Source organism: Streptomyces sp. PA03-6a (assembly GCF_033792765.1).
GTDB lineage: Bacteria > Actinomycetota > Actinomycetes > Streptomycetales > Streptomycetaceae > Actinacidiphila.
Map to the genome: position 1 here is coordinate 1 of NZ_JARAVK010000072.1, position 25238 is coordinate 25238.

20 protein-coding genes are annotated in these 25238 nt (G+C 71.4%); 15 read left to right on the plus strand and 5 right to left on the minus strand.

Features of this window, described 5'->3' with window-relative positions:
- Window positions 1–54: 54 nt before the first annotated feature.
- The 8 genes from PV350_RS18940 to PV350_RS18975 all read left to right on the plus strand — a co-directional run bounded on the left by PV350_RS18940 (window position 55) and on the right by PV350_RS18975 (window position 9481).
- Window positions 55–345: an LAETG motif-containing sortase-dependent surface protein gene (locus PV350_RS18940; protein ID WP_500334997.1), complete on the plus strand. Its 291-nt coding sequence runs from the start codon at window positions 55–57 to the stop codon at window positions 343–345.
- A gap of 162 nt (window positions 346–507) precedes the next feature.
- Window positions 508–1794 carry a M14 family zinc carboxypeptidase gene (locus PV350_RS18945; protein ID WP_499513739.1) on the plus strand — a complete coding sequence of 429 codons (1287 nt, stop codon included), beginning with the start codon at window positions 508–510 and terminating at the stop codon, window positions 1792–1794.
- Between the two features lie 90 nt (window positions 1795–1884).
- Window positions 1885–2640 (plus strand): GntR family transcriptional regulator, encoded by a 756-nt coding sequence (locus PV350_RS18950; RefSeq protein ID WP_499513740.1) that lies wholly within the window; start codon window positions 1885–1887, stop codon window positions 2638–2640.
- A 257-nt stretch (window positions 2641–2897) separates the two neighbouring features.
- Window positions 2898–3335 carry an RpiB/LacA/LacB family sugar-phosphate isomerase gene (locus tag PV350_RS18955; RefSeq protein ID WP_499513741.1) on the plus strand — a complete coding sequence of 146 codons (438 nt, stop codon included), beginning with the start codon at window positions 2898–2900 and terminating at the stop codon, window positions 3333–3335.
- Window positions 3332–3499, plus strand: a complete 168-nt coding sequence (locus PV350_RS18960) for an SPOR domain-containing protein (RefSeq protein ID WP_361808082.1) — start codon at window positions 3332–3334, stop codon at window positions 3497–3499. Before PV350_RS18955 ends, PV350_RS18960 begins: the two co-directional genes overlap by 4 nt.
- A 41-nt stretch (window positions 3500–3540) precedes the next feature.
- Window positions 3541–3957 carry a (deoxy)nucleoside triphosphate pyrophosphohydrolase gene (locus PV350_RS18965; RefSeq protein ID WP_499513742.1) on the plus strand — a complete coding sequence of 139 codons (417 nt, stop codon included), beginning with the start codon at window positions 3541–3543 and terminating at the stop codon, window positions 3955–3957.
- Window positions 3958–4095: 138 nt separating this feature from the next.
- Window positions 4096–6717 carry a SpoIIE family protein phosphatase gene (locus PV350_RS18970; protein WP_499513743.1) on the plus strand — a complete coding sequence of 874 codons (2622 nt, stop codon included), beginning with the start codon at window positions 4096–4098 and terminating at the stop codon, window positions 6715–6717.
- 145 nt (window positions 6718–6862) lie between these two features.
- Window positions 6863–9481, plus strand: coding sequence for a SpoIIE family protein phosphatase (locus PV350_RS18975; RefSeq protein ID WP_499513744.1), 2619 nt, complete (start codon window positions 6863–6865; stop codon window positions 9479–9481).
- A gap of 34 nt (window positions 9482–9515) precedes the next feature.
- On the opposite strand, the gene PV350_RS18980 is transcribed toward PV350_RS18975, so the two are convergent.
- The 4 genes from PV350_RS18980 to PV350_RS18995 are packed head-to-tail and all read right to left on the minus strand — an operon-like array spanning window position 9516 to window position 13341.
- The gene (locus PV350_RS18980; protein ID WP_500335001.1) at window positions 9516–10283 is read right to left on the minus strand and encodes a succinate dehydrogenase/fumarate reductase iron-sulfur subunit; all 768 of its coding nucleotides are present in this window, start codon (window positions 10281–10283) and stop codon (window positions 9516–9518) included.
- The gene (locus tag PV350_RS18985) at window positions 10280–12193 is read right to left on the minus strand and encodes a fumarate reductase/succinate dehydrogenase flavoprotein subunit (protein WP_499513746.1); all 1914 of its coding nucleotides are present in this window, start codon (window positions 12191–12193) and stop codon (window positions 10280–10282) included. Before PV350_RS18985 ends, PV350_RS18980 begins: the two co-directional genes overlap by 4 nt.
- A complete protein-coding gene (gene sdhC / locus PV350_RS18990) occupies window positions 12193–13038 on the minus strand; it encodes a succinate dehydrogenase subunit SdhC (protein WP_500335003.1) in 846 nt (281 codons plus the stop codon). Before sdhC ends, PV350_RS18985 begins: the two co-directional genes overlap by 1 nt.
- A gap of 9 nt (window positions 13039–13047) precedes the next feature.
- Window positions 13048–13341 (minus strand): Rv0250c family protein, encoded by a 294-nt coding sequence (locus tag PV350_RS18995; protein WP_499513748.1) that lies wholly within the window; start codon window positions 13339–13341, stop codon window positions 13048–13050.
- 353 nt (window positions 13342–13694) lie between these two features.
- Here PV350_RS18995 and PV350_RS19000 point away from each other — a divergent pair, with 353 nt between their 5' ends.
- The 7 genes from PV350_RS19000 to PV350_RS19030 all read left to right on the plus strand — a co-directional run bounded on the left by PV350_RS19000 (window position 13695) and on the right by PV350_RS19030 (window position 24162).
- Entirely contained in the window at window positions 13695–15455 is a 1761-nt protein-coding gene (locus PV350_RS19000) for an ABC transporter family substrate-binding protein (protein WP_499513749.1), read from the plus strand.
- A 250-nt stretch (window positions 15456–15705) separates the two neighbouring features.
- Window positions 15706–17601 (plus strand): translational GTPase TypA, encoded by a 1896-nt coding sequence (gene typA / locus PV350_RS19005; protein WP_499513750.1) that lies wholly within the window; start codon window positions 15706–15708, stop codon window positions 17599–17601.
- 712 nt (window positions 17602–18313) lie between these two features.
- A complete protein-coding gene (locus tag PV350_RS19010) occupies window positions 18314–19948 on the plus strand; it encodes a peptide ABC transporter substrate-binding protein (RefSeq protein WP_499513751.1) in 1635 nt (544 codons plus the stop codon).
- Between the two features lie 154 nt (window positions 19949–20102).
- The gene (locus PV350_RS19015; protein WP_499513752.1) at window positions 20103–21035 is read left to right on the plus strand and encodes an ABC transporter permease; all 933 of its coding nucleotides are present in this window, start codon (window positions 20103–20105) and stop codon (window positions 21033–21035) included.
- Window positions 21028–21990 (plus strand): ABC transporter permease, encoded by a 963-nt coding sequence (locus tag PV350_RS19020; protein ID WP_499513753.1) that lies wholly within the window; start codon window positions 21028–21030, stop codon window positions 21988–21990. Before PV350_RS19015 ends, PV350_RS19020 begins: the two co-directional genes overlap by 8 nt.
- A gap of 11 nt (window positions 21991–22001) precedes the next feature.
- On the plus strand, window positions 22002–23057 hold the full coding sequence (locus tag PV350_RS19025) for an ABC transporter ATP-binding protein (RefSeq protein ID WP_499513754.1): 1056 nt from the start codon (window positions 22002–22004) through the stop codon (window positions 23055–23057).
- Window positions 23050–24162, plus strand: coding sequence for an ABC transporter ATP-binding protein (locus tag PV350_RS19030; RefSeq protein ID WP_500335007.1), 1113 nt, complete (start codon window positions 23050–23052; stop codon window positions 24160–24162). Before PV350_RS19025 ends, PV350_RS19030 begins: the two co-directional genes overlap by 8 nt.
- A 63-nt stretch (window positions 24163–24225) precedes the next feature.
- Here PV350_RS19030 and PV350_RS19035 read toward each other — a convergent pair whose 3' ends face one another.
- Window positions 24226–25194: a phosphotransferase enzyme family protein gene (locus PV350_RS19035; protein WP_500335009.1), complete on the minus strand. Its 969-nt coding sequence runs from the start codon at window positions 25192–25194 to the stop codon at window positions 24226–24228.
- Between the last annotated feature and the right edge of the window lie 44 nt (window positions 25195–25238).

Genomic DNA, 25238 nt, shown 5'->3' on the forward strand with positions numbered 1-25238 from the left:
TTCTGTGATTTGTTTTTGTAATTAGAGAGGGGGGCGGCTTCCCCCGCCCCCTGGGTGGGGCGACACCCAGCTCGGGCGCGGGCGCGGGAACGCCCCCCCGCCGCGACCGACACCCCCTCGGCCACCGCCCCGGCCTCGGAGTCGGCTTCGGCCTCGGCGTCCGCCTCGGCGTCCGAGTCCGTCGAGGCCGCGGCCTCCGAGTCCCCCAACGGCGGCTCGGGCGACCTCGCCGAGACCGGCAGCAGCAACGTGGGCATGATCTCGGCCGCCGCGGCCGTGCTGCTGGCCGCCGGTGGCGGTGTGGTCCTCGCGACCCGTCGCCGTCAGGCCGCCGGACGGCACTGACCGCGCACCGGCACCCGCCGGGCGGAGATGGGGTACGGCTGCGTCAGCAGCCGTACCCCTTCGCCGTGTCGGGTCCGACAGCCGCCCGACGCGCTCTAGCCCCGGCTCCGTACGGATTGGAACAATCCGAACCTGACCGTAGGGACCGATGCGGGGGGCTGCATGACATCTCCGGGGGAGACCGCTGTCGGCGAGCGCTACCCGACCGTGGACGAGGTCGCCGCGGCGGCCAGGGCCCTGGCGCTGCGCCGGCCCGACGTCTGCCGGCTGCGGACGGTGGGCCTCTCCCGGGCCGGGGAGCCGCTGCTGCTGCTCTCGGTCGGGCACGGATCGCGCAACGTCCTGGTGGTGGCCGGCCCGCACGCCAACGAGATGGTCGGTGGTGCCACCGTGCTGCTGCTGGCCCGGCGGGTCACCGCCGACCCCGTGCTGCGGGACGGGGCCGACGCCGCCTGGCACTTCCTGCTCTGCGCGGACCCGGACGGCGCCCGGCTCAACGAGGCCGTCCCCGACGCCCGGTTCACCATGCTCGGCCACTACCGGCACTTCTTCCGCCCGCGCGCCGCCGAGCAGCCCGAGTGGCTGCCGGACGACGGCACGCTGGAGGGCGCGCTGCCCGAGACCCGCGCGCTGATCGGGGTCATCGACGAGCTGCGGCCGGTGCTGCAGTGCTCGCTGCACGGCATCGACGTGGGCGGCACCTTCATCCAGGTGACCCGGGAGATCCCGCGGCTCGCGGAGCGGATCGCCAAGTCCGCCGCCGAGTTCGACATCCCCCTGGAGGCCGGTTCCTCCGACGCCTTCCACTGGCCGAGCCCCGGCCCGGGGGTGTACGTGCTGCCGCCGCCCGGCGGCCCGCGCGAGGACGCCTCCCACTCGACCTGGACGTACGCCCACCGGTACGGCGGGGTCACCGCGATCGCCGAGGTGCCCATGTGGGCGTGCGACCGCGCCGCCGACACCTCGCCGCACCCGGGTGCCGACGGCGCGCTGCGCACGGCGGGGGAGGCGCTGCGCCGTGCCAGCCTGCTGGTCGGCGGGCTCATCGGGGAGGTGGGCCCGCACCTGCCCGGGGACGGCGGGCCGTTGCTGCGCGCGGCGCGGGAGATCGTCGCGGTCGGCCCGGCGCTGGCCGCGGACTGGGACCCGGCCCTGCGCACCGCGGCCGCGCCGCCGCTGCCCGCGATGACCCGGGCCCGGGTCAGCAGCGTCGAGATCTACGCGCAGCGACTGCCGCTGCGCGCCGCCGCGATGCTGCTGCGGGTGGTCCGTACCGTGGACCACGGGCCGACCCCGCTGGTGGCCGTGCGTGAACTGCTGGAGGGGCTGGTGGCGGACTGGTGCGAGGCGTACGAGACCGCGCACCGGGCCCGCTGGATCCCGGTGCGCCAGCAGGCGGAGCAGCACGCACGGGTGGTGCTCGCGGCCTTCGATCTGCTGCCCGGGTGACGCGACACGGGTAAAGCCTTGCGGAAGGCTTGCGGGTGGCAACCCTGAGTTGTCAAGCTGTTGCACACAGTCAACCCGAGGGAGGGGCACGTGCCTTTCGGTGAGCAGCCCGCGTACCTGCGCGTCGCCGAGGATCTCCGCCGCAAGATCCTCGACGGCAGCCTCCCTCCGCACACCCGCCTGCCCTCGCAGGCCCGCATCAGGGCGGAGTACGGGGTGTCGGACACCGTCGCCCTGGAGGCCCGCAAGGTGCTGATGGCCGAGGGCTTCGTCGAGGGCCGGTCCGGCTCGGGCACGTACGTGCGCGAACGTCCCGACCCGCGGCTGGTCGTGCGCACCGGCTACCGGCCGGGCAACGGCCAGGCGACGCCGTTCCGGCAGGAGCAGGCCGACGAGGGCTTCAAGGGCACCTGGGAGTCGAACAGCTTCCAGGAGGCGGCGAACGCGCGCGTCGCGGAGCGGCTCGGCATCAAGCCGGGCGACCGCGTGATGCGCACGCGCTACCTCTACCGGACGGAGGGCGAGCCGATGATGATGGCCACCTCCTGGGAGCCGCTGTCGGTGACCGGCCGCTCGCCCGTCCTGCTGCCGGAGGAGGGCCCGCTGGCCGGCCAGGGCGTGGTGGAGCGCATGGCCGCGCTCGACGTCGTGGTCGACAACGTGGCCGAGGACGTCGGCGCCCGGCCGGGACTCGCCGAGGAGACCGCGGTGCTGGGCGGGGTGCCCGGTCACGTGGTCATCGAGATCCACCGGACGTACTACGCCTCCGGGCTCCCCGTCGAGACCGCGGACATCGTCATCCCGGCCGACCGCTACCGGGTGTCGTACCGGATGCCGGTGAAGTGACGCCGCCCGGGCGCCGGGCGGCGGCGGCCGGGCGCGCCGCATCCGCGCCGGCGTCCGCAAGTCCGCTGGTGGGCCGCGTGGGCGCGGGGCGCCGGCGGTGCGCGGGGCGTGGAGGGCGGCGCCGGGGCGCGCGCCGATGCGCGGGAGGCGCGGACAAGAGCCCCTTCTGAGTCAACTCCCAATCGAACATGGCCCGATCGAGTCGAATACTGCCCGAACGTGTCCGGCGCGTCACGTTCGGGCGTAGGCTCCGGCATATGCGCATCGCCGTTTCCTCGGACATGGACGAGCCCGTTGCGCGGCTGGTCGTCGACGAACTGCGCCGCCGCGGCCACACCGTGATCGCCTACGGTGCCCTGCGCGCCGGCGACCGCAGGGACTGGGCGTGGAGCGCGGAGAGCGCCGCCCGGGACCTCGCGGAGGGCCGCGCCGACCAGGCCGTCGTGTGCTGCTGGACGGGCACGGGGGCCGCCATCGCCGCCAACAAGGTGTCCGGCGTCCGTGCCGCCCTGTGCGTCGACGCCTACTCCGCGGACGGCGCCCGCAAGTGGAACGACGCCAACGCCCTCGCCCTGAGCCTGCGTCTGACCAGCGAGCCCCTGCTCAAGGAGATCCTCGACGCCTGGTTCACCGGCGTCCCGAGCGGCGAGGACGACGACCGGGCCAACGTGGCGCACCTGGAGGACATCCGATGAGCGAGCTGGTCTGGGTCGTCATACGTCAGGACGACAACGGCAACCGATACCGGGTCGGCCGCTACGCCACCCGGCAGGAGGCCGAACGTGTCGCCGACACCCTGGACGCGCGCGGCCACAAGCAGCTCTACCTCATCGAGCGGATCGACCGCCGCGCGTCGTAGCCCGTCCGCCACGGACGGCCGCCACGGATAGGGTGCCGCCCATGACGACGCACGACGTGACGGTGGTGGTCGGCGCGGCCGTGCTCGACCGGGGCAGGCTGCTCGCGGCGCGGCGCAGTGCGCCGCCGGAGCTGGCGGGGCGGTGGGAGCTGCCCGGCGGCAAGCTCGAACCCGGGGAGACGGCGCCGCAGGCGCTGACCCGTGAGCTGCGCGAGGAACTGGGTGTGGAGGCCGAGGCGCTGGAGCGGGTCCCCGGCGAATGGCCACTGGGGCGCGGCTACGTCCTGCAGGTGTGGACGGCCCGCATCCTGTCCGGGGAGCCCCGGCCGCTGGAGGACCACGACGAGCTGCGCTGGCTCACCCCCGACCGTCTCGACGAGGTCGACTGGCTCGACCAGGACCGTCCCGCGGCCGCCTGGGCGGCGGCCCGGGCCGTCCAGGGGCCCACCCCGGGCTGACCGACCCGCCCCCCGGGACCGCCCCACGGCGCGCCACGACGGATATGCGGCGCGGAATATCGGGTATGGGGGGATTGATCCGCCGACGGTCGGCCGGCCCTGAGCCGGCGGCCCTGCAATGGTCTGGGGTCCCCACACGTGAGCGGGAGCGAGGACGGCACAGGCAAGGGCGAGGACCCGGGACCCCCCGAGTCCCCGGCCGGGCACGGGCGCGCCCACGCCGGTCTCCATCCCGGACCCGCGGGACCTGTGCCGGGCGGGCCCACCGCCTCGGGGACGCTCCTGGACACCCTGCGGCTGGCCGTGGTCATGCTCGACACCTCCGGCCGCGTCCTGCTCTGGAGCCCGCTCGCCGAGGAGATGCTCGGCTGGGCGGGCGAGCACATCGTGGGCCGCCGGGTCTCCGCCCTGATCGGCCCGGGCGAGGACGGCCGGCCGTGGAGGACACCGCCCGCCGCCCGCCGGACGGCCTCCGTGCCCCGCCCCGGTCCCGCCGAACGCATCCTCGCCGAGCTGCTGCGCACCGGTCGCTGGGAGGGCATCCTCTCCGTCCGGCACCGCGACGGCCACCAGGTGCAGGTCGAGGCGCGCGCCTCGCTCCTCGTGGACGGCGACGGCCGGCCCTTCGTCCTGGTGTCGATCGCCGAGGCCAGCCGGATCCGCAGCATGGAGCACGACCTGGCGGCACTGGACTCGCTCTTCGGCTCCTCGCCCCTGGGCGTCGCGATCTTCGACACCGAGCTGCGCTACGTCCGTGTCAACGAGGCCCTGGCTCGGATGAACGGCGTCCCCGCCGAGGACACCCTCGGGCACCGCGTCGAGGAGATCGTGGCCGCCGGGGCCGCCGACGAGCTCGCCACCCTCCAGCGGCACGTGCTGGCCACCGGGCGCGCGGTCATCGACGTCGTGGTGCCGGGACCGGCCGGGGGGTGGCGCTCGGTGTCGTACCACCGGCTGGAGGACCGGGCGGGCCGGGTGCTGGGCATCAGCTGCACCGTGATGGACGTGACGGAGCGCCAGCAGAGCGCCGAGAAGATCGAGCGGGCCCGGCGCCGGCTGGCGCTGCTCAACGACGTCGGCTCACGCCTGGCGGACCTGCTGGACGTACGGCGGATCGCCGAGGAACTGGCCAGGACCGTCGTGCCGCGGTTCAGCGACTACAGCGGGGTGATCCTGCACGCGGCGGTGCCGGACGGCGGGGAACTGCCCGGCGCCCCGTACGGGGAGCGCACCGAGATGCGCCAGCTCGGCATCGGGGCGGCCAAGGAGGGCCCCCTGGTCGACCGGATGATCGGCATCGGCAAGGTCATCCGGGTCGACCGGGCGTCGGTCTTCGGCTCCGTGCTGCACAGCGCGCGGCCGGCCCTGGTGCGCAGTGCGGAGGAACTGCGCGACACCGTCGCCACCTTCCCGGGCGACCCCAAGGTGCAGGCCGCCCTGGACCTCGGCATCCACTCGCTGATGGTCGCCCCGCTGCGGGCCCGCGGCATCGTCCTCGGGCTGCTGGTCGTCAGCCGCGCCGGCGGGCGCGAGCCCTTCGACGCCGACGATGTCGCCCTCGCCATGGAACTGTGCGACCGCTCCGCCGCCGCCCTGGACAACGCCCGCCTCTACATCCGCGAACGCGAGGGCGCCCTGATGCTGCAGCGCAGCCTGCTGCCGCAGAGCGTGCCCGAGCCGCCCGGCGTCGACCTCGCCTTCCGCTACGTCCCCGGCAGCACCGGGGCGGCGGCGGGCGGCGACTGGTTCGACGTCATCCCGCTCGCCGGCGGCCGGGTCGCGCTCGTCGTCGGGGACGTCATCGGCCACGGGCTGCGCGCCGCCGCCACGATGGGCCGGCTGCGCACCGCCGTACGGACCCTGGCCGCCCTGGAGATGGCGCCGGAGGAACTGCTGCGCCGCGTCGACGACCTCGGCGACGACCTGGCCGCGGGCACCGCCGAGGGCTGGACCGCGACCTGCGTCTACGCCGTCTACGACCCCTCCACCCGGCGGCTCGTCGTGGCCCGCGCCGGGCACCCGCCGCCGGTCCTGGTGGAGCCCGGCGCCCACGGGGGCGGCCGGGCCCGGCTGCTGGACTCCCCTGCCGGGGTGCCGCTGGGCGTCGGCGGCGTGGACTTCGAGCCGGTCGAGCTCGACGTGCCCGACTCCTCCGTCCTCGTGCTCTACACCGACGGCCTGGTCGAGGCGCGCGGCGAGGACATCGGGATCGGCATGGACCGGCTCCGGTCGGTGCTCGCCCGCCGTCCGCTGCGCTCCCTGGAGGAGGCCTGCGACGACCTGCTGGCCACCCTCGCCCGCGGCCGCGAACCCGACGACGTGGCCCTGCTCATGGCCCGCCTCGGCGGCCTCCCGGAGGGCAGCACCGCCCACTGGACGTTCGCGGCCGAGCCGAGCGCCGTCCGCCGTGCCCGGCGGCAGGTACGGGAGACCCTCGGGGACTGGGGGCTGCGCGACCTCACCGACGTCACCGTGCTGCTCGTCAGCGAACTGGTCACCAACTCCCTGCGGTACGCCCGCGGACCCATCGGCGTGCGCATGGTGCGCGGCACCTCGCTGCTGGTCGAGGTCTCCGACCCGCTGCCCGACCCGCCCCGCCGGCGCTCCGCGGGCGAGGAGGACGAGGGCGGCCGCGGGCTGCAACTGGTCGCCCACACCTCCCGTCGCTGGGGCACGCGGCACGGACCGCTGGGGAAGACGGTCTGGTTCGAGCTCGCCCTCCCCGCCCCGGCGACCGCCGCGGGCGGCCCGCGCGGATGACCGGTCACGCACGGTTCGGCGGGCCGGAGCAGGGTAGTTGAAGTGGGGCGTCGGCGGAATTCGTACGCCTCGAGATGATGCTGTGATCGACAAGTGCATGTGCGGAACGGGGGTAATGCTGAATACTCGGCACCAGCCGGTCCGTATGTGTGAGCTGGAGGGGTCGGGCGTGAACGATGAGCCGTCGGGGGTTGTTGGGCCCCGGAACCCTGAGGCCGTGACACAGAGCGCCTGGCAGTCCAGTCCGCCCGGCTCCCTCTACGACTACATCCGGGTGGCCTCGTTCTCCCTCGGCCCCGACGGGCGGATCGAGCAGTGGAGCGAGCGCGCCGAGGAGTTCTTCGGCGTACCCGCCGCCGAGGCGCTGGGCCAGGACCCGATCACCGCCTTCGTCCCCGAGGACCGGCGTACCCGGGCGCACGAGCGTATCGCGGAGATCCTCGACGGGCGCGAGTGGATCGGCACCGTGCCGTACCGCGACAAGGCCGGCCAGGAGGGCCTGGCCGAGGTCTACGTCATGCCCTCGCGGAGCGAGACCGGCAGGCGCGGGGCGCTCTGCATCGCCGTGGACGTCCGCGTCCTGCGTCAGATCGAGACCGATCTCGCCTCCTCGCAGGCGGTGTTCGGCCAGTCGCCGATGGGCTTCATCCTCTTCGACACCAACCTCAAGCTGCTCCGCGTCAACCAGCGCTTCGCCACCGTCTTCGGCCGCAGCCCCGGCGACCACCGGGGCCGCACCCCGCACGACTTCCTCTCCCGCGTCGAGGCGGACCGGCTCACCGCCGCGCTCAAGCAGGTGCTCGACAGCGGCGACCCGGTGCTGGACATGACGATCGTCGGCACCGTCTCCTCGGGGTCCGGGGCCAACAACCGCAGGCGCTGGGCGATCTCGCTGTACCGGCTGCACAGCGGCAGCGGCCGCCCCATCGGCGTCGCCGGCCTCGCCCAGGACGTCACGGGACGCCAGCGCGCCGAGCGGGAGGCCGCGCACACCCGGCGCAACCTGGCCCTGCTCAACGAGGCCAGCCGGCGCATCGGCAGTTCCCTGGACCTGGAGACCACCGCCCGCGAACTGCTCGACGTCGCCGTGCCGCACTTCTGCGACCTGGCCTCCGTCGACCTCTACCAGGCGCTCCTGGTCGGCGAGGAGGGCCCGGTCGGCACCGCGGACGGCAGCGGCGAGGTCCGCCGGGTCGCCTTCGCCAGCGCCGTCTCCGACGCGCCCGTCGCCCCCCTGGACGGCGGCCACACGGGCGGCCCGGTCTCCGTGGGCGCCGTCCACCGCTACCCCTTCAACTCCCCCTGGGCGGGCGCCCTGCGCACCGCCCAGACCCAGGTCATAGGCGCCGACGGCGGCGACCCGGAGGTGGAGCTCGGCGAACTCGGCGGGGGCCTGGTGCAGTCCACCCTCGCCGTGCCCGTCGTCGCCCGCGACACCGTCCTGGGCCTGGTCCAGTTCGCCCGCGCCAAGGGCAGCGAACCGTTCTCCGAGCGCGACCGGATGCTCGCCGAGGAACTCGCCGCCCGCGCCGCCGTCTTCATCGACAACGCCCGGCTCTACCGGCGCGAGCACGAACGTGCCCTCATCCTGCAGCGCAGCCTCCTCCCGCCCGGCAACCCCGAGGCCGCCGGACTCGACATCGCCTGCCGCTACCTGCCCGGCAACATGGAGACCGAGGTCGGCGGCGACTGGTTCGACGTCATCGAGCTCCCCGGCCACCGCACCGCGCTCGTCGTGGGCGACGTCATGGGCCGCGGACTGCGCGCCGCCGTCGCCATGGGCGAGCTGCGCACCGCCGTACGCACCCTGGCGCTCCTGGACATCGAGCCCGCCGACGTGCTCTCCGCCCTCGACGAGGTCGCCCGCGGCCTCGGGGGCAGCGGTGACGGCCGCAGCAACCGGCGCGGCAAGGAGGCCGACGGCTCGGACCTGTCCGAGGTCTACCTCGCCACCTGCGTCTACGCCGTCTACGACGCCATCACCCGGCGGGTCACCATCGCCAACGCCGGCCACCTGCCGCCGGTCCTGGTCGAACCCGGCGAGCAGGCGATGATGCTGGAGGTGCCCACCGGCATGCCGCTGGGCGTCGGCGGGGAGCCCTTCGAGGAGGTCGAGGTCGACCTGCCGGACGGCGCCCTCCTGGCCCTCTACACCGACGGTCTCGTCGAGTCCCGCAACCACCCCCTCGACGAGGGCCTGCGCGCCTTCCGTGCCGCGCTCGACGAACCCCAGCGCCCGCTGGAGGACGTCTGCGACCACATACTCGCCCGGCTCGACACCGCCCACGGCGAGGACGACATCGCCCTGCTCATGGCGCGCGTCCACGGCCTGCCCGAGGATTCGGTGGGCGACTGGACGCTGGAGCCCAACCCCCGCTCGGTGGCCCGTGCCCGCGAGCTGGCCCGCGACTGCCTGGTCGCCTGGGGCCTGGCCGCGCTGGTCGACACCACCGAACTGCTCGTCAGCGAACTGGTCACCAACGCCCTGCGGCACGGTCAGGGCGACATCCGGCTCCGCCTGCTGCGCGACCGCACCCTGGTCTGCGAGGTCTGGGACGACGCGCTCGCCCAGCCGCGCCGCCGACGCGCCCGCGCCACCGACGAGGGCGGCCGCGGACTGCAGCTGGTCTCCCTGCTCAGCACCCGCTGGGGTTCCCGTCGCACCCACCGCGGCAAGACCGTCTGGTTCGAGCTGGACCTGCCCTCGGACGGCGAGGGCAGCACGGGCGAGGACACGATAGAGGCGCTGCTCAGCCTCTTCTGAGCAGCGCCTCCACCGCGGGGGAGTACCCCAGGGGTCAGCTCCTGCGCCGGATCCTGTTGCCGAGCCAGACCAGCGGGTCGTACTTGCGGTCCACCGCGCGCTCCTTGAGGGGGATGAGCGCATTGTCGGTGATCTTGATGTGCTCGGGGCAGACCTCGGTGCAGCACTTGGTGATGTTGCAGTAGCCGAGCCCGTGGTCGTCCTGGGCCGACCGCTTGCGGTCCAGTCCCTGCTCCTCCGCCGCGTCCAGCGGGTGCATGTCCAGCTCCGCCACCCGCATCAGGAAGCGCGGACCGGCGAACGCCTTCTTGTTCTCCTCGTGGTCACGGACCACGTGGCAGGTGTCCTGGCACAGGAAGCACTCGATGCACTTGCGGAACTCCTGCGAGCGCTCCACGTCCTCCTGGAGCATCCGGTACTCGCCCGGCGCCACGCCCTCGGGCGGGACGAAGGACGGCACCTCCCGCGCCTTCTCGTAGTTGAAGGACACGTCCGTCACCAGGTCCCGCACCACGGGGAAGGTCCGCATCGGCGTGACCGTGATGGTCTCGTCCCGGCCGAACACCGACATGCGGGTCATGCACATCAGCCGCGGCCTGCCGTTGACCTCCGCACTGCACGAGCCGCACTTGCCGGCCTTGCAGTTCCACCGCACCGCCAGGTCGCCCGCCTGGGTCGCCTGCAGCCGGTGGATGATGTCGAGGACCACCTCGCCGTCGTGGACCTCGACCCGGTAGTCCTGCAGCCCGCCGCCGTCCGCGTCGCCACGCCAGACCCTGAAGTGCGCCGTGTACGTGCTCACCGGTCCAGCTCCTCGTCCGTCAGGTACTTCAGCAACTCGTCCTTCTCGAAGAGCGCGAGCAGGTCGGGCCGGATCGGGTCCATCTCGCGCCGCGTGACCGACACCTCGCCGAACGCGTCCGCCGGTTCGGCCAGTTCGCAGACCAGGTTGAGCTTGCGCCAGCGGCGGTCCATCTCCGGGTGGTCGTCGCGGGTGTGGCCGCCCCGGGACTCCGTGCGCTCCAGTGCCGCCCGGGCCACGCACTCGCTGACCAGCAGCATGTTCCGCAGGTCGATGGCCAGGTGCCAGCCCGGGTTGAACTGCCGGTGCCCCTCGACGCCGGCCCGCCGGGCCCGTACCCGCAGCGCGTCCAGCCGGGTCAGCGCCTCCTCCATCTCGCCCTGCCGGCGGATGATGCCGACCAGGTCGTTCATGGTCTGCTGCAGTTCCTGGTGGAGCGTGTACGGGTTCTCCGGGACCCCGTCCGGCACGGCCCCGGCCTCCGCGCTGAACGGCCGCAGCGCCTCCGCCGCGGCGGCGTCGACCTGCCACTCCGCGACGGCCGGACGCGTGCCGCCGGTCCCGGCCGCGTACTGCGCCGCGTGCAGGCCCGCCCGGCGCCCGAAGACCAGCAGGTCCGAGAGCGAGTTGCCGCCCAGCCGGTTGGAGCCGTGCATGCCGCCGGCCACCTCGCCGGCCGCGAACAGCCCGGGCACCCCGGTCGCCGCCGCCGAGTCCGGGTCGACGTCCACGCCGCCCATCACGTAGTGGCAGGTGGGGCCGACCTCCATGGCCTCGGCGGTGATGTCGACGTCCGCCAGCTCCTTGAACTGGTGGTGCATCGAGGGCAGCTTGCGCCGGATGACCTCGGCGGGCAGCCGGGTCGACACGTCCAGGAACACCCCGCCGTGCGGGGAACCACGGCCGGCCTTGACCTCGGAGTTGATGGCGCGGGCCACCTCGTCGCGGGGGAGCAGTTCCGGCGGCCGGCGGTTGTTGTCCGGGTCCTCGTACCAGCGGTCGCCCTCGTCCTCGCTCTGCGCGTACTTCTCCTTGAAGACGTCGGGGACGTAGTCGAACATGAACCGCTTGCCCTCGGAGTTCCGCAGCACCCCGCCGTCGCCGCGCACCGACTCGGTGACGAGGATGCCCTTCACCGACGGCGGCCAGACCATCCCCGTCGGGTGGAACTGCACGAACTCCATGTTGATCAGCGGCGCCCCGGCCAGCAGCGCCAGTGCGTGCCCGTCGCCGGTGTACTCCCAGGAGTTCGACGTCACCTTGAAGGACTTGCCGATGCCGCCGGTCGCCAGCACCACGGCCGGCGCCTCGACGACGAAGAAGCGCCCCGACTCGCGGACGTAGCCGAAGATCCCGGAGACGCGGTCGCCGTCCTTGAGCACCCGGGTGACCGTGCACTCCTGGAAGACCTTCAGCCGGGCCTCGTAGTCACCGTGCTCCCGGTGGTCCTCCTGCTGCAGCGAGACGATCTTCTGCTGGAGGGTGCGGATCAGCTCCAGGCCCGTACGGTCGCCGACGTGCGCCAGGCGCGGGTACTCGTGACCGCCGAAGTTGCGCTGGGAGATCTTCCCGTCCTTCGTGCGGTCGAAGAGCGCGCCCCAGGTCTCCAGCTCCCACACCCGGTCCGGTGCCTCGCGGGCGTGCAGCTCCGCCATCCGCCACTGGTTGAGGAACTTGCCCCCGCGCATGGTGTCGCGGAAGTGGACCTGCCAGTTGTCGTGCGGATTGACGTTGGCCATGCTCGCGGCGATGCCGCCCTCGGCCATCACCGTGTGCGCCTTGCCGAAGAGCGACTTGCAGATCACGGCGGTGCGCATGCCCTGCTCGCGCGCCTCGATGGCGGCGCGCAGCCCCGCCCCGCCCGCGCCGACCACGACGACGTCGTACGCGTGCCGTTCGACTTGTGCCATCAGAAGAACCTCGGATCGTCGAACGCCCCACTGGCGACCAGGTAGACATAGAGATCGGCGAGCGCCACGCTCACCAGCGACAGCCAGGCCAGCAGCATGTGGCGGGAGTTGAGCTTCCCCACCCAGGTCCACATGCGGTAGCGCACCGGATGCCGGGAGAAGTGCCGCAGCCGGCCGCCGACGATGTGCCGGCAGGAGTGGCACGAGAAGGTGTACGCCCAGATCAGGGCGATGTTCACCAGCAGCACCAGGGTGCCGAGGCCCATGTGGCCCCACGCCCCGTGCTCGTCCCGGAAGGCGAGCACGACGTCGTAGCTCAGGATCCCCGCGACCGGGATGGCGAAGTAGAAGAAGTACCGGTGGATGTTCTGCAGGATCAGCGGGAACCGCGTCTCACCGGTGTACTTCTCGTGCGGCTCGGCCACCGCGCAGGCGGGTGGCGAGGCCCAGAAGCCGCGGTAGTACGCCTTGCGGTAGTAGTAGCAGGTCAGCCGGAAGCCCAGCGGGAAGATCAGCACCAGCAGGGCGGGGGACAGCCCCCACCAGTCGCCGAACAGCGGCCAGCGTGCGCCGAGCGGCATGTCCACGCAGTTCGAGCCCAGGCAGGGCGAGTAGAACGGCGAGACGTACGGCTCGGCGTAGTAGTGCGCGTTCGCGAAGGCCCGCCACGTCGAGTAGACGACGAAGGCGCCCAGGCCGAGCGCGGTGAGCAGCGGCTGCAGCCACCAGCGGTCGGTGCGCAGATGTCGTGCCGGAATGGCCGCGCGCCCGGCGGAAAGGACGCCGTGGCGCGCGGGTGGAGCGGGTGGTGTCGGTGGAGCGGGCGGTTGTGTGTCGGTGGCCAAGGACTACTCCTAGGGCGCTCGGCGGTCCGGCGCCCCCAGCCCTTCGTCTTCCGCGCCGGACCAGAGACTGGGGTCGTACGGCGTATCCGGGATCGTCACCATCTCCTGCCGCGCCTTCTGCCCGGCCGGGGTGGTGCCGACGCTGTCGCGCAGCAGCGCGAGGTCGTCGCTGAGGTGCTTGGTGTCGGCACGGACACGCCTCATGTCCAGGCTGTCGCCGACGTGCTGCTCCAGCTTGGACACGGCCCGGCCCAGTTCATCCAGCCGGCGTTGTACCGATGCAAGTTCGTCCTGCAGGGACATGGCTGTCCTCACCTCCGCCACGTTGCGGGTGCACGACGCTAACGCCAAGCGAGTGTCGCGCGTCACAGTCGCGCTTGGGAAGAGATCTGCAGGGATTGTCCCACCTACGGGTGGCGCGCGCCCTGTGCGAACGCGCCGTGGCGCGTGATTCCCCCGAAGGCCGCGCACCCGTGCGGGGGTGGCGTCCGGCCCACGGGGCCGGGGGCCCGCTCAGGCGTTGCGCCGGGCGGGTGGGAGGCGGTGGTGCGCGACGTGTCGACGGCGTCCGCGGTCGCGGAATGGCTTTCAGTAGGTGCGATAAGCGGCAAATAGGCCGTCCTGTGATCATGGCCCCCTCGCGGAGGTACGCACGCATGGCCCGCAGCGCCACCTTGATCCGCTCCGCGACCGCCGTGGCACTCGCCGCCGCGGTCGCCGCCTCCGCCGGGTGCTCCGCCGGCAAGGACGACCCTCTCGCAGGGACCGACCTCGCCTCGGCGCCCCGGGACGGGGTGCGTGACGGAGGCACCCTGCGCTGGGCCGTGGACGCGGCGCCCGGCACCCTGAACGCGTTCCAGTCCGGGGCGAACGACGCCACCGCACTGGTCGCCGCGGCCGTGCTGCCCGCCGCCTTCCGGCTGGACGGGAAGGGCCGCCCGTACCTGGACACCGATCTGCTGCGGTCGGCCAAGGTGGTGCGGAGCGAGCCGCAGCAGGTCGTGTCGTACCGGCTCAACCCCAAGGCGGTCTGGAGCGACGGCCGCCCGATCGGCGCCGCCGACTTCGCCGCCCAGTGGAAGGCGCTGCGCGGCACCGAGGACGCCTACTGGACCGCGCGCAACGCCGGGTACGACCGGATCTCCTCGGTCAAGGCCGGCAAGGACGCGCACGAGGTGAAGGTCACCTTCGACAAGCGGTACGCGGACTGGCAGTCGCTGTTCACCCCGCTGTACCCCAAGGCCGTCACCGGCACCGCCAAGGCCTTCAACGAGGGCGCGCGCCGCGAGCTGCCGGTGGCCGGCGGGCCCTTCGCCGTCCGCGGCGCGAGCGGGAAGTCCGTCACGCTGGTCCGCAACACCAAGTGGTGGGGCGACCGGGCCAAGCTGTCCCAGCTGGTCCTCGCCGCCGCGCCCGCCCACCAGCGGGCCGCCGACCTGGCCTCCGGCGCGCTGGACGTGGCCGAGGTCGACCGTGACGTGTCCGGCAAGCACGTGGCCGTCTACCGGACGCGCGCCGCCTCCTACACGCAGCTCGCCCTCAACGGTTCCACCGGGCCGCTCGCCGACGAGCAGGTGCGGCACGCCGTGGCCCGCGCGGTGGACCGCCGGGCCATCGCCAAGGCGGTGCTGGCGCCCCTCGGCCTGCCCGACGAACCGCTCGGCAACCACCTGCTGCTGCTCACCCAGGCCGGGTACGCCGACCACAGCTCGGCCCTGGGCACGTCCGACACGAAGGCCGCCCGCGCCCTGCTCGCCGACGCGGGCTGGCAGCGCACCGCCCTGGACCCCGGGGCCGGGGCGGGCGGCGGCGGTGCCGGGGCGGCGGAACGCAACCAGGCGGCGCCCGCGCACAAGGTCGAGGTCAGCGTCGTCGAACCGGCCAAGACGGTGCTGCGCAAGAACGGCAAGGCGCTGACGCTGCGCTTCGTCCTGCCCAAGTCCTCGGCGACCCTGAACACGGTCGGCGAGCGCATCGCCACGATGCTCTCCGGCATCGGCGTGCGCACCGAGCTGCAGCGGGTCTCCGACGACAGCTTCTTCCGCGACCACATCGCGGCCGGCGACTTCGACCTCGCCCTGTACGGCTGGCCCGGCACGGCCTTCCCGGCGACCGACACCCGCCCGATCTTCGCCAAGCCCGAGCCCGCGCCGGACGGCTCCCTGGTGGTCGAGCAGAACTATCCCCGGGTCGGCACCGACCTCATCGACCAGCTCTTCGACCAGGCCGCCGGCGAGCTCGACCCGGCCGAGGCCCGGGACTTCGCCGCCCGCGCCGACGCCCGCATCTGGGCGGCCGCCGGTTCCATCCCCCTCTACCAGCGCCCCGAGCTGGTCGCCCTGCGCAAGGACGTCCTCAACGCGGGTGCCTTCGGCTTCGCGACGCCGCGCTTCCAGGACATCGGCTTCAGGAAGTAGGGCCACACCCGTGACGTCCGTCACGGTGGCCGGGCCCGCGCTTCCCCTGCGCGACGTGCCGTCCTCCCCCCGCCCTGCGGATCGGGGAGGCGGCCCGGCCCCGACCGACCCGGGACGATCATGCCCGGGCGGCCCTTGCCGCCCGGGCCCCGTACCATGGGGTGAGGCCGTGGCTTGACTCGCCCGGCGGGCTAGGTGTGCCGACGAGGGCACGCCGCCCCACCTACCTACCCGGGAGAAGCGCCCCAGTATGCCCACGCGTAACGACATTCGTAATGTCGCCATCGTCGCCCACGTCGACCACGGCAAGACGACGCTGGTGGACGCCATGCTCAAGCAGGCCGGAGCCTTCGCCGCGCACCAGCATCTGGACGACCGGATGATGGACTCCAACGACCTGGAGCGCGAGAAGGGCATCACCATTCTCGCGAAGAACACGGCCGTGAAGTACCACCCCAAGGGTGGCGGCGAACCCATCACGATCAACATCATCGACACCCCCGGCCACGCCGACTTCGGCGGTGAGGTCGAGCGCGGCCTGTCGATGGTCGACGCGGTCGTGCTGCTGGTGGACGCCTCCGAGGGCCCGCTGCCGCAGACCCGCTTCGTGCTGCGCAAGGCGCTGGCCGCGAAGCTGCCGGTCATCCTCTGCATCAACAAGACCGACCGCCCGGACTCCCGGATCGACGAGGTCGTCAACGAGACGTACGACCTGTTCCTGGACCTGGACGCGGACGAGGACCAGATCGAGTTCCCGATCGTCTACGCCTGCGCGCGGGACGGCGTGGCCTCGCTGACCAAGCCGGAGAACGGCACCGTCCCGGCCGACAGCGACAGCCTGGAGCCGTTCTTCTCCACGCTGCTGGAGCACGTCCCGGCCCCGGTGTACGACGAGGCCGCCCCGCTGCAGGCGCACGTCACCAACCTGGACGCCGACAACTTCCTGGGCCGTATCGCGCTGCTCCGCGTCGAGCAGGGCGAGCTCAAGAAGGGCCAGACGGTCGCGTGGATCAAGCGTGACGGCTCGATCGCGAACGTCCGCATCACCGAGCTGATGATGACCGAGGCGCTCACCCGCAAGCCCGCCGAGAAGGCCGGCCCGGGCGACATCTGCGCCGTCGCCGGCATCGCCGACATCACCATCGGCGAGACGCTGGCGGACCCGGAGAACCCGATCGCGCTGCCGCTGATCACGGTGGACGAGCCGGCGATCTCCATGACCATCGGTGCGAACACCTCGCCGCTGGTCGGCCGTGGCCCCGGCGGCAAGGGCGCCGACAAGTCGGCGGTCAAGGACCGCAAGGTCACCGCCCGCCTGGTCAAGGACCGCCTGGAGCGGGAGCTGATCGGTAACGTCAGCCTCCGCGTGCTGCCGACCGAGCGCCCCGACACCTGGGAGGTGCAGGGCCGCGGTGAGCTGGCCCTGGCCATCCTCGTCGAGACCATGCGCCGGGAGGGCTTCGAGCTGACCGTCGGCAAGCCGCAGGTGGTCACCCGCGAGGTCGACGGCAAGGTCCACGAGCCGGTCGAGCGCATCACCATCGACGTGCCCGAGGAGCACATGGGCGCCGTGACGCAGCTCATGGGCACCCGCAAGGGCCGGATGGACAACATGTCCAACCACGGCTCCGGTTGGGTCCGCATGGAGTTCGTCGTGCCCTCCCGCGGTCTGATCGGCTTCCGTACCGAGTTCCTGACCGGCACCCGCGGCACGGGTATCGCCCACTCCATCCACGAGGGCCACGAGCCGTGGTTCGGCCCCCTGGTGACCCGTAACAACGGCTCCCTGGTCGCCGACCGTGCCGGTGCCGTCACCGCCTTCGCGATGACGAACCTCCAGGAGCGCGGTGTGCTCTTCACCGACCCGGGCACCGAGGTGTACGAGGGCATGATCGTCGGCGAGAACTCCCGCGCCGACGACATGGACGTCAACATCACCAAGGAGAAGAAGCTCACGAACATGCGGTCCTCGTCGGCCGACTCGTTCGAGGCGATCGTCCCGCCGCGCAAGCTCTCCCTGGAGCAGTCGCTGGAGTTCTGCCGCGACGACGAGTGCGTCGAGGTGACCCCGGAGACGGTCCGCATCCGCAAGGTCGTCCTGGACCAGAAGGAGCGCGGCCGCACCGCCTCCCGCGCCAAGCGCTGAGGCCCCTGCGGTCCGCGCCGGCGGCGCGGACCGCACCCTCGGCGGTTGCACGGACACCGGCCCGGCCGTCCCCGGTCCCACGGGGGCGCCGGGCCGCTTCGCGGCCGCTCCCGGACGGCTGCGGTGCGGTGCGGATGGGACATCACGGGACATCCACGTCGATCACGGTGTGCGTGGAGCGCCGTTTTCCGTGAGGGCGGTCACATCGAGGGCCCTTTCCGGGGCCGGTTGTGACCGAACTCACCGGGGCTCCGGCCGTCGTGCGCGGTTCGGTTCCCGGGGCGGCGATGTGTCGCGGTTGCGCCAGTGGCGTGGGCGCGACAGCTCGTTCCCTGTCGGCCCGTCAGGCACGTACATTCGCGTGGAATCTACGCGCTTTGAGGGCAACCGGATTTCAGTCCGGCGACGTCCGGATACCGGACGACGTTCACCGGTACTTGTGTTACAAGTCCGTTTCGTCGGTGTCTGTCTACAATCCAAATGTCCGAATTGCGGGATTGTTTTGGACCGGTTGTGACCAAAACGAGATCGTAAGTGTGTGGTTCGTAGGCCCAACGTGACCGATAGTTGGAGCCGTTGAGCTCGGGTCAATGGGTCCAAGCGCTTATGGGGAGCGCCGACTCACGAGCACAGGTGACCGGTATCACTGTCAGGGGTGTCAGTGAGGCCGGCCCTTTCACGTAAGAACAGTGACTCCTGAGGAGGCAAACCCATGCGCGGTGCCAAGAGCGCCACTTGGGTCGCAGGTGCGATCATCGTCGCTATGGCTGCTACCGCTTGCGGTGGCGGCGGTGGTGACAAGGGCAGCAGCAACGACGCTGGCGGCGTCAACCCCAACGGCAAGTTCTCCGTCGAGGTCGGCGAGCCGCAGAACCCCCTGCAGCCTGCCAACACCATGGAGTCCAACGGCAGCATCGTCGTCCGCTCGCTGTTCTCGCAGCTCGTGGACTACGACCCCAAGGGCAACATCGTCATGGTGAACGCCAAGTCGGTGGACACCAAGGACAACAAGACCTACACGGTCACGCTGCAGGACGGCTGGAAGTTCCACGACGGCACCCCGGTGACCGCCGAGTCCTACGTCAAGGCGTGGAACTGGGCCGCGAACATCAACAACGCCCAGACCAACGCGTCGTGGTTCGCGGACATCAAGGGCTTCGAGGACGTCCACCCCGAGAAGGAGGGTGCGAAGCCGAAGGCCGACGCCATGTCCGGCCTGAAGGTCGTCGACGACAAGACCTTCACCATCGAGCTCACCACCCCGATCCCGTACTTCGTGTACAAGCTCGGTTACGAGGTGTTCTCGCCCCTGCCGGAGTCCTTCTACAAGGACCCGAAGGCCGCGGGCGAGAACCCGGTCGGCAACGGCCCGTACCAGTTCGTCAAGTGGGACCACAAGAAGCAGATCGAGGTCAAGCGCTTCGACGGCTACAAGGGCCCGGACAAGGCGAAGAACGGCGGTGTGATCTTCAAGAACTACACCGGCCTCGAGGCTGCGTACGAGGACCTGAAGTCCGGCAACGTCGACGTCCTGCGTCAGATCGCGCCGAAGGACCTCCCGGTCTACCGCGACGACCTCGGTGACCGCGCCGTGGACCAGGCGTACTCCGCCATCCAGTCCATCGTCCCGGCCTTCTACTCCAAGCAGTGGAAGAACGTCGACCCCAAGGTCATCCAGGGTCTGTCGATGGCGATCGACCGCGACACCATCACCAAGACGGTGCTCCAGGGCACCCGTGAGCCCGCCACCGGCTTCGTCGCCAAGGGCGTGCTCGGCTACCAGGACAACGTGGGCGGCGACGTCTTCAAGTACGACCCCGCGAAGGCCAAGGAGCTCATCAAGGCCGGCGGCGGCGTCCCCGGCAACAAGATCTCCATCCAGTACAACGCCGACGGTGGCCACAAGGAGTGGGTGGAGGCCGTCTGCAACAGCATCACCAACGCGACCGGTGTCAAGTGCGCCGGCGACTCCAAGGCCGACTTCCAGAGCGACCTGGACGCCCGCGAGGCCCACGAGGTCAAGTCGATCTACCGCAGTGGCTGGGTGCTCGACTACCCCGTGAACGCCAACTTCATCCGTGACCTCTACGGCACCACCTCGGCGGGCAACCAGTCCGGCTTCTCCAACAAGGAGCTGGACGAGCTGATCAAGAAGGCCGACACCGCGGCCACGCTCGACGAGTCGGTCAAGGAGTACCAGGCCGCCGAGAAGAAGATGGTCGAGCTCATGCCCGCCATCCCGCTCTGGTACTACAAGGTCAACGCCGGCTACTCGGAGAACGTCTCGAACGTCCAGTACGCGCAGAACGGTGACCCGATCCTCACCGGCGTCGAGGTCAAGAAGTAACCATCGCGTAGTGAGCACGCCGGTGCGGGACTGACGGAGACGTCGGACGCGCGGGGTGCAGGCAACGGCTGGGGGGCCCTTCTCCCGTCTTCCCGAAGAGGAGGACGGGGGAAGGGCCCATCTCTGCTGCCACAGCGACTGACATGGAGGCACGATGGGGCGTTACGTCGCGCGGCGACTGCTCCAGATGATCCCGGTGTTCATCGGGACGACTCTGCTCATCTTTTTCATGGTCTACGCCCTGCCGGGCGACCCCGTGCGGGCGCTCTTCGGCGACAAGGGCGCGGACCCGGCGACCGTGGCGCGGATCCGTCATGACCTCGGTCTGGACCAGCCGATCCTGAAGCAGTACTGGGATTACATGACGGGCATCATCCTGCACTTCGACTTCGGCAACCAGATTGCCAGCGGTCGTCCGGTGCGTGACGTGCTCGGGGACGCCTTCCCGGTGACGCTGCGGCTCGCGGGGCTCTCCTTCGCGATCGAACTGGTCGTGGGCATCGCCCTCGGTGTCTGGGCCGGCATGCGCGCGGGCAAGCTCGCCGACTCGCTGGTGCTGATCTTCACCCTGCTGCTGATCTCGGTCCCGGTCTTCGTCCTCGGCTTCATCTTCAAGCTGGTCTTCGCCTTCCAGCTCGGATGGATGACGCCGAACGTCCAGGACTCCACCAACTACAGCCAGCTGCTGATGCCGGCCATCGTGCTGGCCAGCCTCTCGCTGGCGTACGTGGCGCGCCTGACCCGTACCTCCATAGCCGAGAACCTGCGCGCCGACTACATGCGGACCGCCATCGCCAAGGGCCTGCCCCGGCGCCGCGTGGTCGGCGTGCACCTGATGCGCAACTCGATGATCCCGGTGGTCACCTTCCTCGGTACCGACATCGGCGCCCTGATGGGCGGTGCGGTCGTCACCGAGGGCCTGTTCAACATCCACGGTGTCGGCGGCACGATCTACGAGTCCATCCTGCGCCGCGAGGGGACCACGCTGGTCGGTCTCGTCACCGTCCTCGTGCTGGTCTTCCTCGTCACCAGCCTGATCGTCGACCTGCTCTACGCGGTCCTGGACCCGAGGATCCGTTATGCCTGACGTCACCAAGACCGCCGTCGAGAACGCGGACCCGATGGCCGCCACGGCCGCGGACACCGCTTCCGCCACCGGGCCGGCGCCCACGGCGGAGAAGGCGCGCAGCCTGTGGGGCGACGCCTGGCGGGACCTGCGCCGCAACCCCTACTTCGTGGTCTCCGGGATCCTGATCCTGCTCCTGCTGGTGATCTCGGTCTTCCCGGGCCTGTTCACCAGCGCCTCGCCGACCTACGCCGACCTGCGGAACCACTACCTGGGCAAGCCCGAGTACGGGCACGTGTTCTCCGCGGAGTGGCTCGGCTACGACGGGCAGGGCCGCAGCGTCTTCGCCCGTGTGATCTACGGGACCCGGGCCTCGATCACGGTCGGCGTCAGCGTGACCGTCCTGGTCACCGTGCTGGGCGGCCTGGTCGGCATGATCGCCGGTTACTTCGGCGGCATGGTCGACACGATCCTGTCCCGGATCACCGACATCTTCTTCGCGGTCCCGTTCCTGCTCGGCACGCTGGTCGTCCTGAACTCCTTCACCGACCGCACGGTCTGGGTGGTGTCGGGTGCGCTGGCCTTCCTCGGCTGGACGCAGATCGCCCGCGTCATGCGCGGTTCGGTGATCACCATCAAGCAGGCGGACTACGTGCACGCCGCCCAGGCCCTGGGCGCGAGCACCACACGGATCCTGTTCAAGCACATCCTGCCGAACGCGGTCGCCCCGGTGATCGTCGTCGCCACCATCGCGCTCGGCGGCTACATCTCGGCCGAGGCCACCCTGTCCTACCTCGGACTGGGCCTGCCCACGTCCGTGGTCTCCTGGGGTCAGGACATCTCCGGCGGTGCCGCGCAGATCCGTACGGCTCAGCACATCATGCTGTACCCGTCGATCATGCTGAGCATCACGGTCCTGGCGTTCATCATGCTCGGCGATGCGGTCCGCAACGCCCTCGACCCCAAGCTGCGCTGAGGGAGGCGTACGTGACCACCATCGACAAGACCGCGGACGTGCCCGCACCCCGTACCGGGGATGCCGCCGCTCCGCTGCTGGAAGTGCGCGACCTGCACGTGGAGTTCCACACCCGTGACGGCATCGCCAAGGCCGTCAACGGTGTGAACTACACGGTGTCGGCCGGTGAGACCCTGGCGGTGCTGGGCGAGTCCGGCTCCGGCAAGTCCGTGACCGCGCAGGCGATCATGGGCATCCTGGACATGCCCCCCGGGCGGATCCCGCAGGGCGAGATCCTCTTCCAGGGCCAGGACATGCTCAAGATGTCCGGCGAGCAGCGCCGGAAGATCCGTGGTCGCAAGATCGCGATGATCTTCCAGGACGCGCTGTCCTCGCTGAACCCGGTGCTCACCGTCGGCTACCAGCTCGGCGAGATGTTCCGGGTCCACCAGGGCCTGTCCAAGAAGGAAGCCAAGGCCAAGGCCATCGAGATGATGGACCGGGTCCGCATCCCGGCGGCGAAGGAGCGGGTCAACGACTACCCGCACCAGTTCTCCGGCGGTATGCGCCAGCGCATCATGATCGCGATGGCGCTGGCCCTGGAGCCCGAGCTGATCATCGCGGACGAGCCCACCACCGCGCTCGACGTGACGGTGCAGGCCCAGGTCATGGACCTGCTCGCGGAACTGCAGCGCGAGTACAACATGGGCCTGATCCTGATCACCCACGACCTCGGCGTGGTCGCCGACGTCGCGGACAAGATCGCGGTGATGTACGCGGGCCGGATCGTCGAGACCGCGCCGGTCCACGAGATCTACAAGCGGCCCGCGCACCCGTACACCAAGGGCCTGCTGGAGTCGATCCCGCGCCTGGACCAGAAGGGCCAGGAGCTCTACGCGATCAAGGGCCTGCCCCCGAACCTGCTGCGCATCCCCACCGGCTGCGCGTTCAACCCGCGCTGCGAGATGGCGCAGGACATCTGCCGCACCGAGATCCCCACGCTGCACCGGGTGACCGAGCAGGACGGCAGCGAGCTGCCGGGCCGCGGCAGTGCGTGCCACTTCTGGAAGGAGACGATCCATGGCTGACGTCACCAATAACGACGAGGCCGTCTCCGACGAGGTGGCGGCGGTCGAGGCCGCGATCGCCCAGCCGGTCAAGCGCGGCGAGCCGATCCTCCAGGTGCGCAACCTGGTCAAGCACTTCCCGCTGACCCAGGGCATCCTCTTCAAGAAGCAGATCGGCGCCGTCAAGGCCGTCGACGGGATCTCCTTCGACCTGTACCAGGGCGAGACCCTGGGCATCGTCGGCGAGTCCGGCTGCGGCAAGTCCACCGTCGCCAAGCTGCTGATGAACCTGGAGCGGGCCACCGCCGGCGAGGTCTTCTACAAGGGGCAGGACATCACCAAGCTGTCCCGCCGCGCCCTGAAGGCCGTGCGACGGAACATCCAGATGGTGTTCCAGGACCCGTACACCTCGCTGAACCCGCGCATGACGGTCGGCGACATCATCGGCGAGACCTTCGACATCCACCCCGAGGTGGCACCGAAGGGCGACCGGCGCCGCAAGGTGCAGGAGCTGCTGGACGTCGTCGGCCTGAACCCGGAGTACATCAACCGGTACCCGCACCAGTTCTCCGGCGGCCAGCGGCAGCGCATCGGCATCGCCCGCGGCCTGGCGCTCAACCCGGAGATCATCATCTGCGACGAGCCGGTCTCGGCGCTGGACGTCTCCGTGCAGGCGCAGGTCATCAACCTGATGGAGAAGCTGCAGGACGAGTTCAACCTCTCCTACATCTTCATCGCGCACGACCTGTCGATCGTCCGCCACATCTCCGACCGCGTCGGCGTGATGTACCTGGGCAAGATGGCCGAGATCGGTACCGACACCGAGATCTACGACCACCCGACCCACCCGTACACCCAGGCGCTGCTCTCGGCCGTGCCGGTGCCGGACCCGGAGGCGCGCGAGCACCGCGAGCGCATCATCCTCAGCGGTGACGTCCCGTCGCCGGCCAACCCGCCGTCCGGCTGCCGTTTCCGCACCCGGTGCTGGAAGGCACAGGACCGGTGTGCCACCGAGGAGCCGCTGCTGGCCATCCCGCAGCGCTTCAAGGGCGAGGACACCCCGGCCGCGCACGAGTCGGCGTGCCACTTCGCCGAGGAGAAGGACGTCGTCCACGCGGTGAACTGAGCACCACCCGCACCACCCACGAGGGGCGCCTGCACGATCGCCGTGCGGGCGCCCCTCGGGCGTTCACGGCCGTACGGGGCGGCCGTCCGGCCCGGCGAGCGCGAGAGCGGTGAGGAAGGCCCCCTGGTGCGGGTCGGCCCAGTCGTCGTTCTCCGTGGCGTCCAGGAGCGTCCAGATGCCCCACTCGACCTGCATGTAGCGCACGGCCACCGGCCACAGGGCCACCTCGGCAGCGGTCAGCGTGCAGTGGCGGCGGTAGGCGTCGTGGAAGACGGCCCATTCACGGGGTGTGAACGGCCGCGGCGGGGCGCCCGGGGACTCGGTGTGGAAGAGCAGCAGCGCCAGCGCGAGGTCGAGCAGTCGGGGCGCGTACTCGGCGTTCTCCGGGTCGATCAGGACCGGGCCGTCCTCGGCGTAGACCAGGTTGTTCGCCTTGAAGTCCATCGACGCGACGACACGGGGCAGGCCCGCGTCGCGCAGGGCGGGCAGCAGGTGCGTCATCAGGGTCCGCGACCACGGCTCCAGCCGGGCCGTCGCGGCCTCCCGGACCGCCGGGGCGTGGCGGGCCAGGGCGGGGCGCAGCGCGTCGAGCTCGGCTTCGAGTTCCGCCGCTTCGTGGTCGGGCCAGGTGAAGGCGGGGACCGCGGCGGGGCCGTCGGCGCTGTGGGCGTGCAGCCGTCCCAGCAGGTCGCCCGCGGCCTCGATGTCCGCTTCCGTACCGCGGTAGGGCCTGCCCTCCACCCAGGGGTAGGCGACCCAGTCCCCCTCGCCGATCCGGGCCGGGTTCGCGGCCGGCCCGTCGAGCGGGGTGACCACCGGGACGCCCCGGGCCGCCAGCGCGCGCGTCCAGCCGGCGACGGCCGCCGCCGCGGTCTGCGGCGAGGCGGCCTTCTTCAGTGCCGCTTCCGTACCGGCCACACGGCAGCGGAAGACCGGCGAGTGCGGGTGGACCGAGCGGGCGGGACGGTCGCCCTCGGCCACCCCGAAATGGGCGAAGACGTCGGCGAAGGGCCGGGAGCGCGCGAGGGGCATGGCGGGGATCCTGTCCTGCCGGGAGACCCGGCCGCGGCCTGCGG

Excerpts from the sequence above, each read along its gene's own strand:
- PV350_RS18985 (WP_499513746.1), bottom strand. The coding sequence starts at position 12,193 with ATGGCACAAGTCGAACGGCACGCGTACGACGTCGTCGTGGTCGGCGCG.
- PV350_RS18975 (WP_499513744.1), top strand. The coding sequence starts at position 6,863 with ATGTGTGAGCTGGAGGGGTCGGGCGTGAACGATGAGCCGTCGGGGGTT.
- PV350_RS18960 (WP_361808082.1), top strand. The coding sequence starts at position 3,332 with ATGAGCGAGCTGGTCTGGGTCGTCATACGTCAGGACGACAACGGCAAC.
- PV350_RS19000 (WP_499513749.1), top strand. The coding sequence starts at position 13,695 with ATGGCCCGCAGCGCCACCTTGATCCGCTCCGCGACCGCCGTGGCACTC.
- PV350_RS19030 (WP_500335007.1), top strand. The coding sequence starts at position 23,050 with ATGGCTGACGTCACCAATAACGACGAGGCCGTCTCCGACGAGGTGGCG.
- PV350_RS19015 (WP_499513752.1), top strand. The coding sequence starts at position 20,103 with ATGGGGCGTTACGTCGCGCGGCGACTGCTCCAGATGATCCCGGTGTTC.
- PV350_RS18955 (WP_499513741.1), top strand. The coding sequence starts at position 2,898 with ATGCGCATCGCCGTTTCCTCGGACATGGACGAGCCCGTTGCGCGGCTG.
- PV350_RS18965 (WP_499513742.1), top strand. The coding sequence starts at position 3,541 with ATGACGACGCACGACGTGACGGTGGTGGTCGGCGCGGCCGTGCTCGAC.
- PV350_RS18995 (WP_499513748.1), bottom strand. The coding sequence starts at position 13,341 with ATGTCCCTGCAGGACGAACTTGCATCGGTACAACGCCGGCTGGATGAA.
- typA (WP_499513750.1), top strand. The coding sequence starts at position 15,706 with ATGCCCACGCGTAACGACATTCGTAATGTCGCCATCGTCGCCCACGTC.
- PV350_RS19035 (WP_500335009.1), bottom strand. The coding sequence starts at position 25,194 with ATGCCCCTCGCGCGCTCCCGGCCCTTCGCCGACGTCTTCGCCCATTTC.
- PV350_RS19020 (WP_499513753.1), top strand. The coding sequence starts at position 21,028 with ATGCCTGACGTCACCAAGACCGCCGTCGAGAACGCGGACCCGATGGCC.
- PV350_RS19010 (WP_499513751.1), top strand. The coding sequence starts at position 18,314 with ATGCGCGGTGCCAAGAGCGCCACTTGGGTCGCAGGTGCGATCATCGTC.
- PV350_RS18945 (WP_499513739.1), top strand. The coding sequence starts at position 508 with ATGACATCTCCGGGGGAGACCGCTGTCGGCGAGCGCTACCCGACCGTG.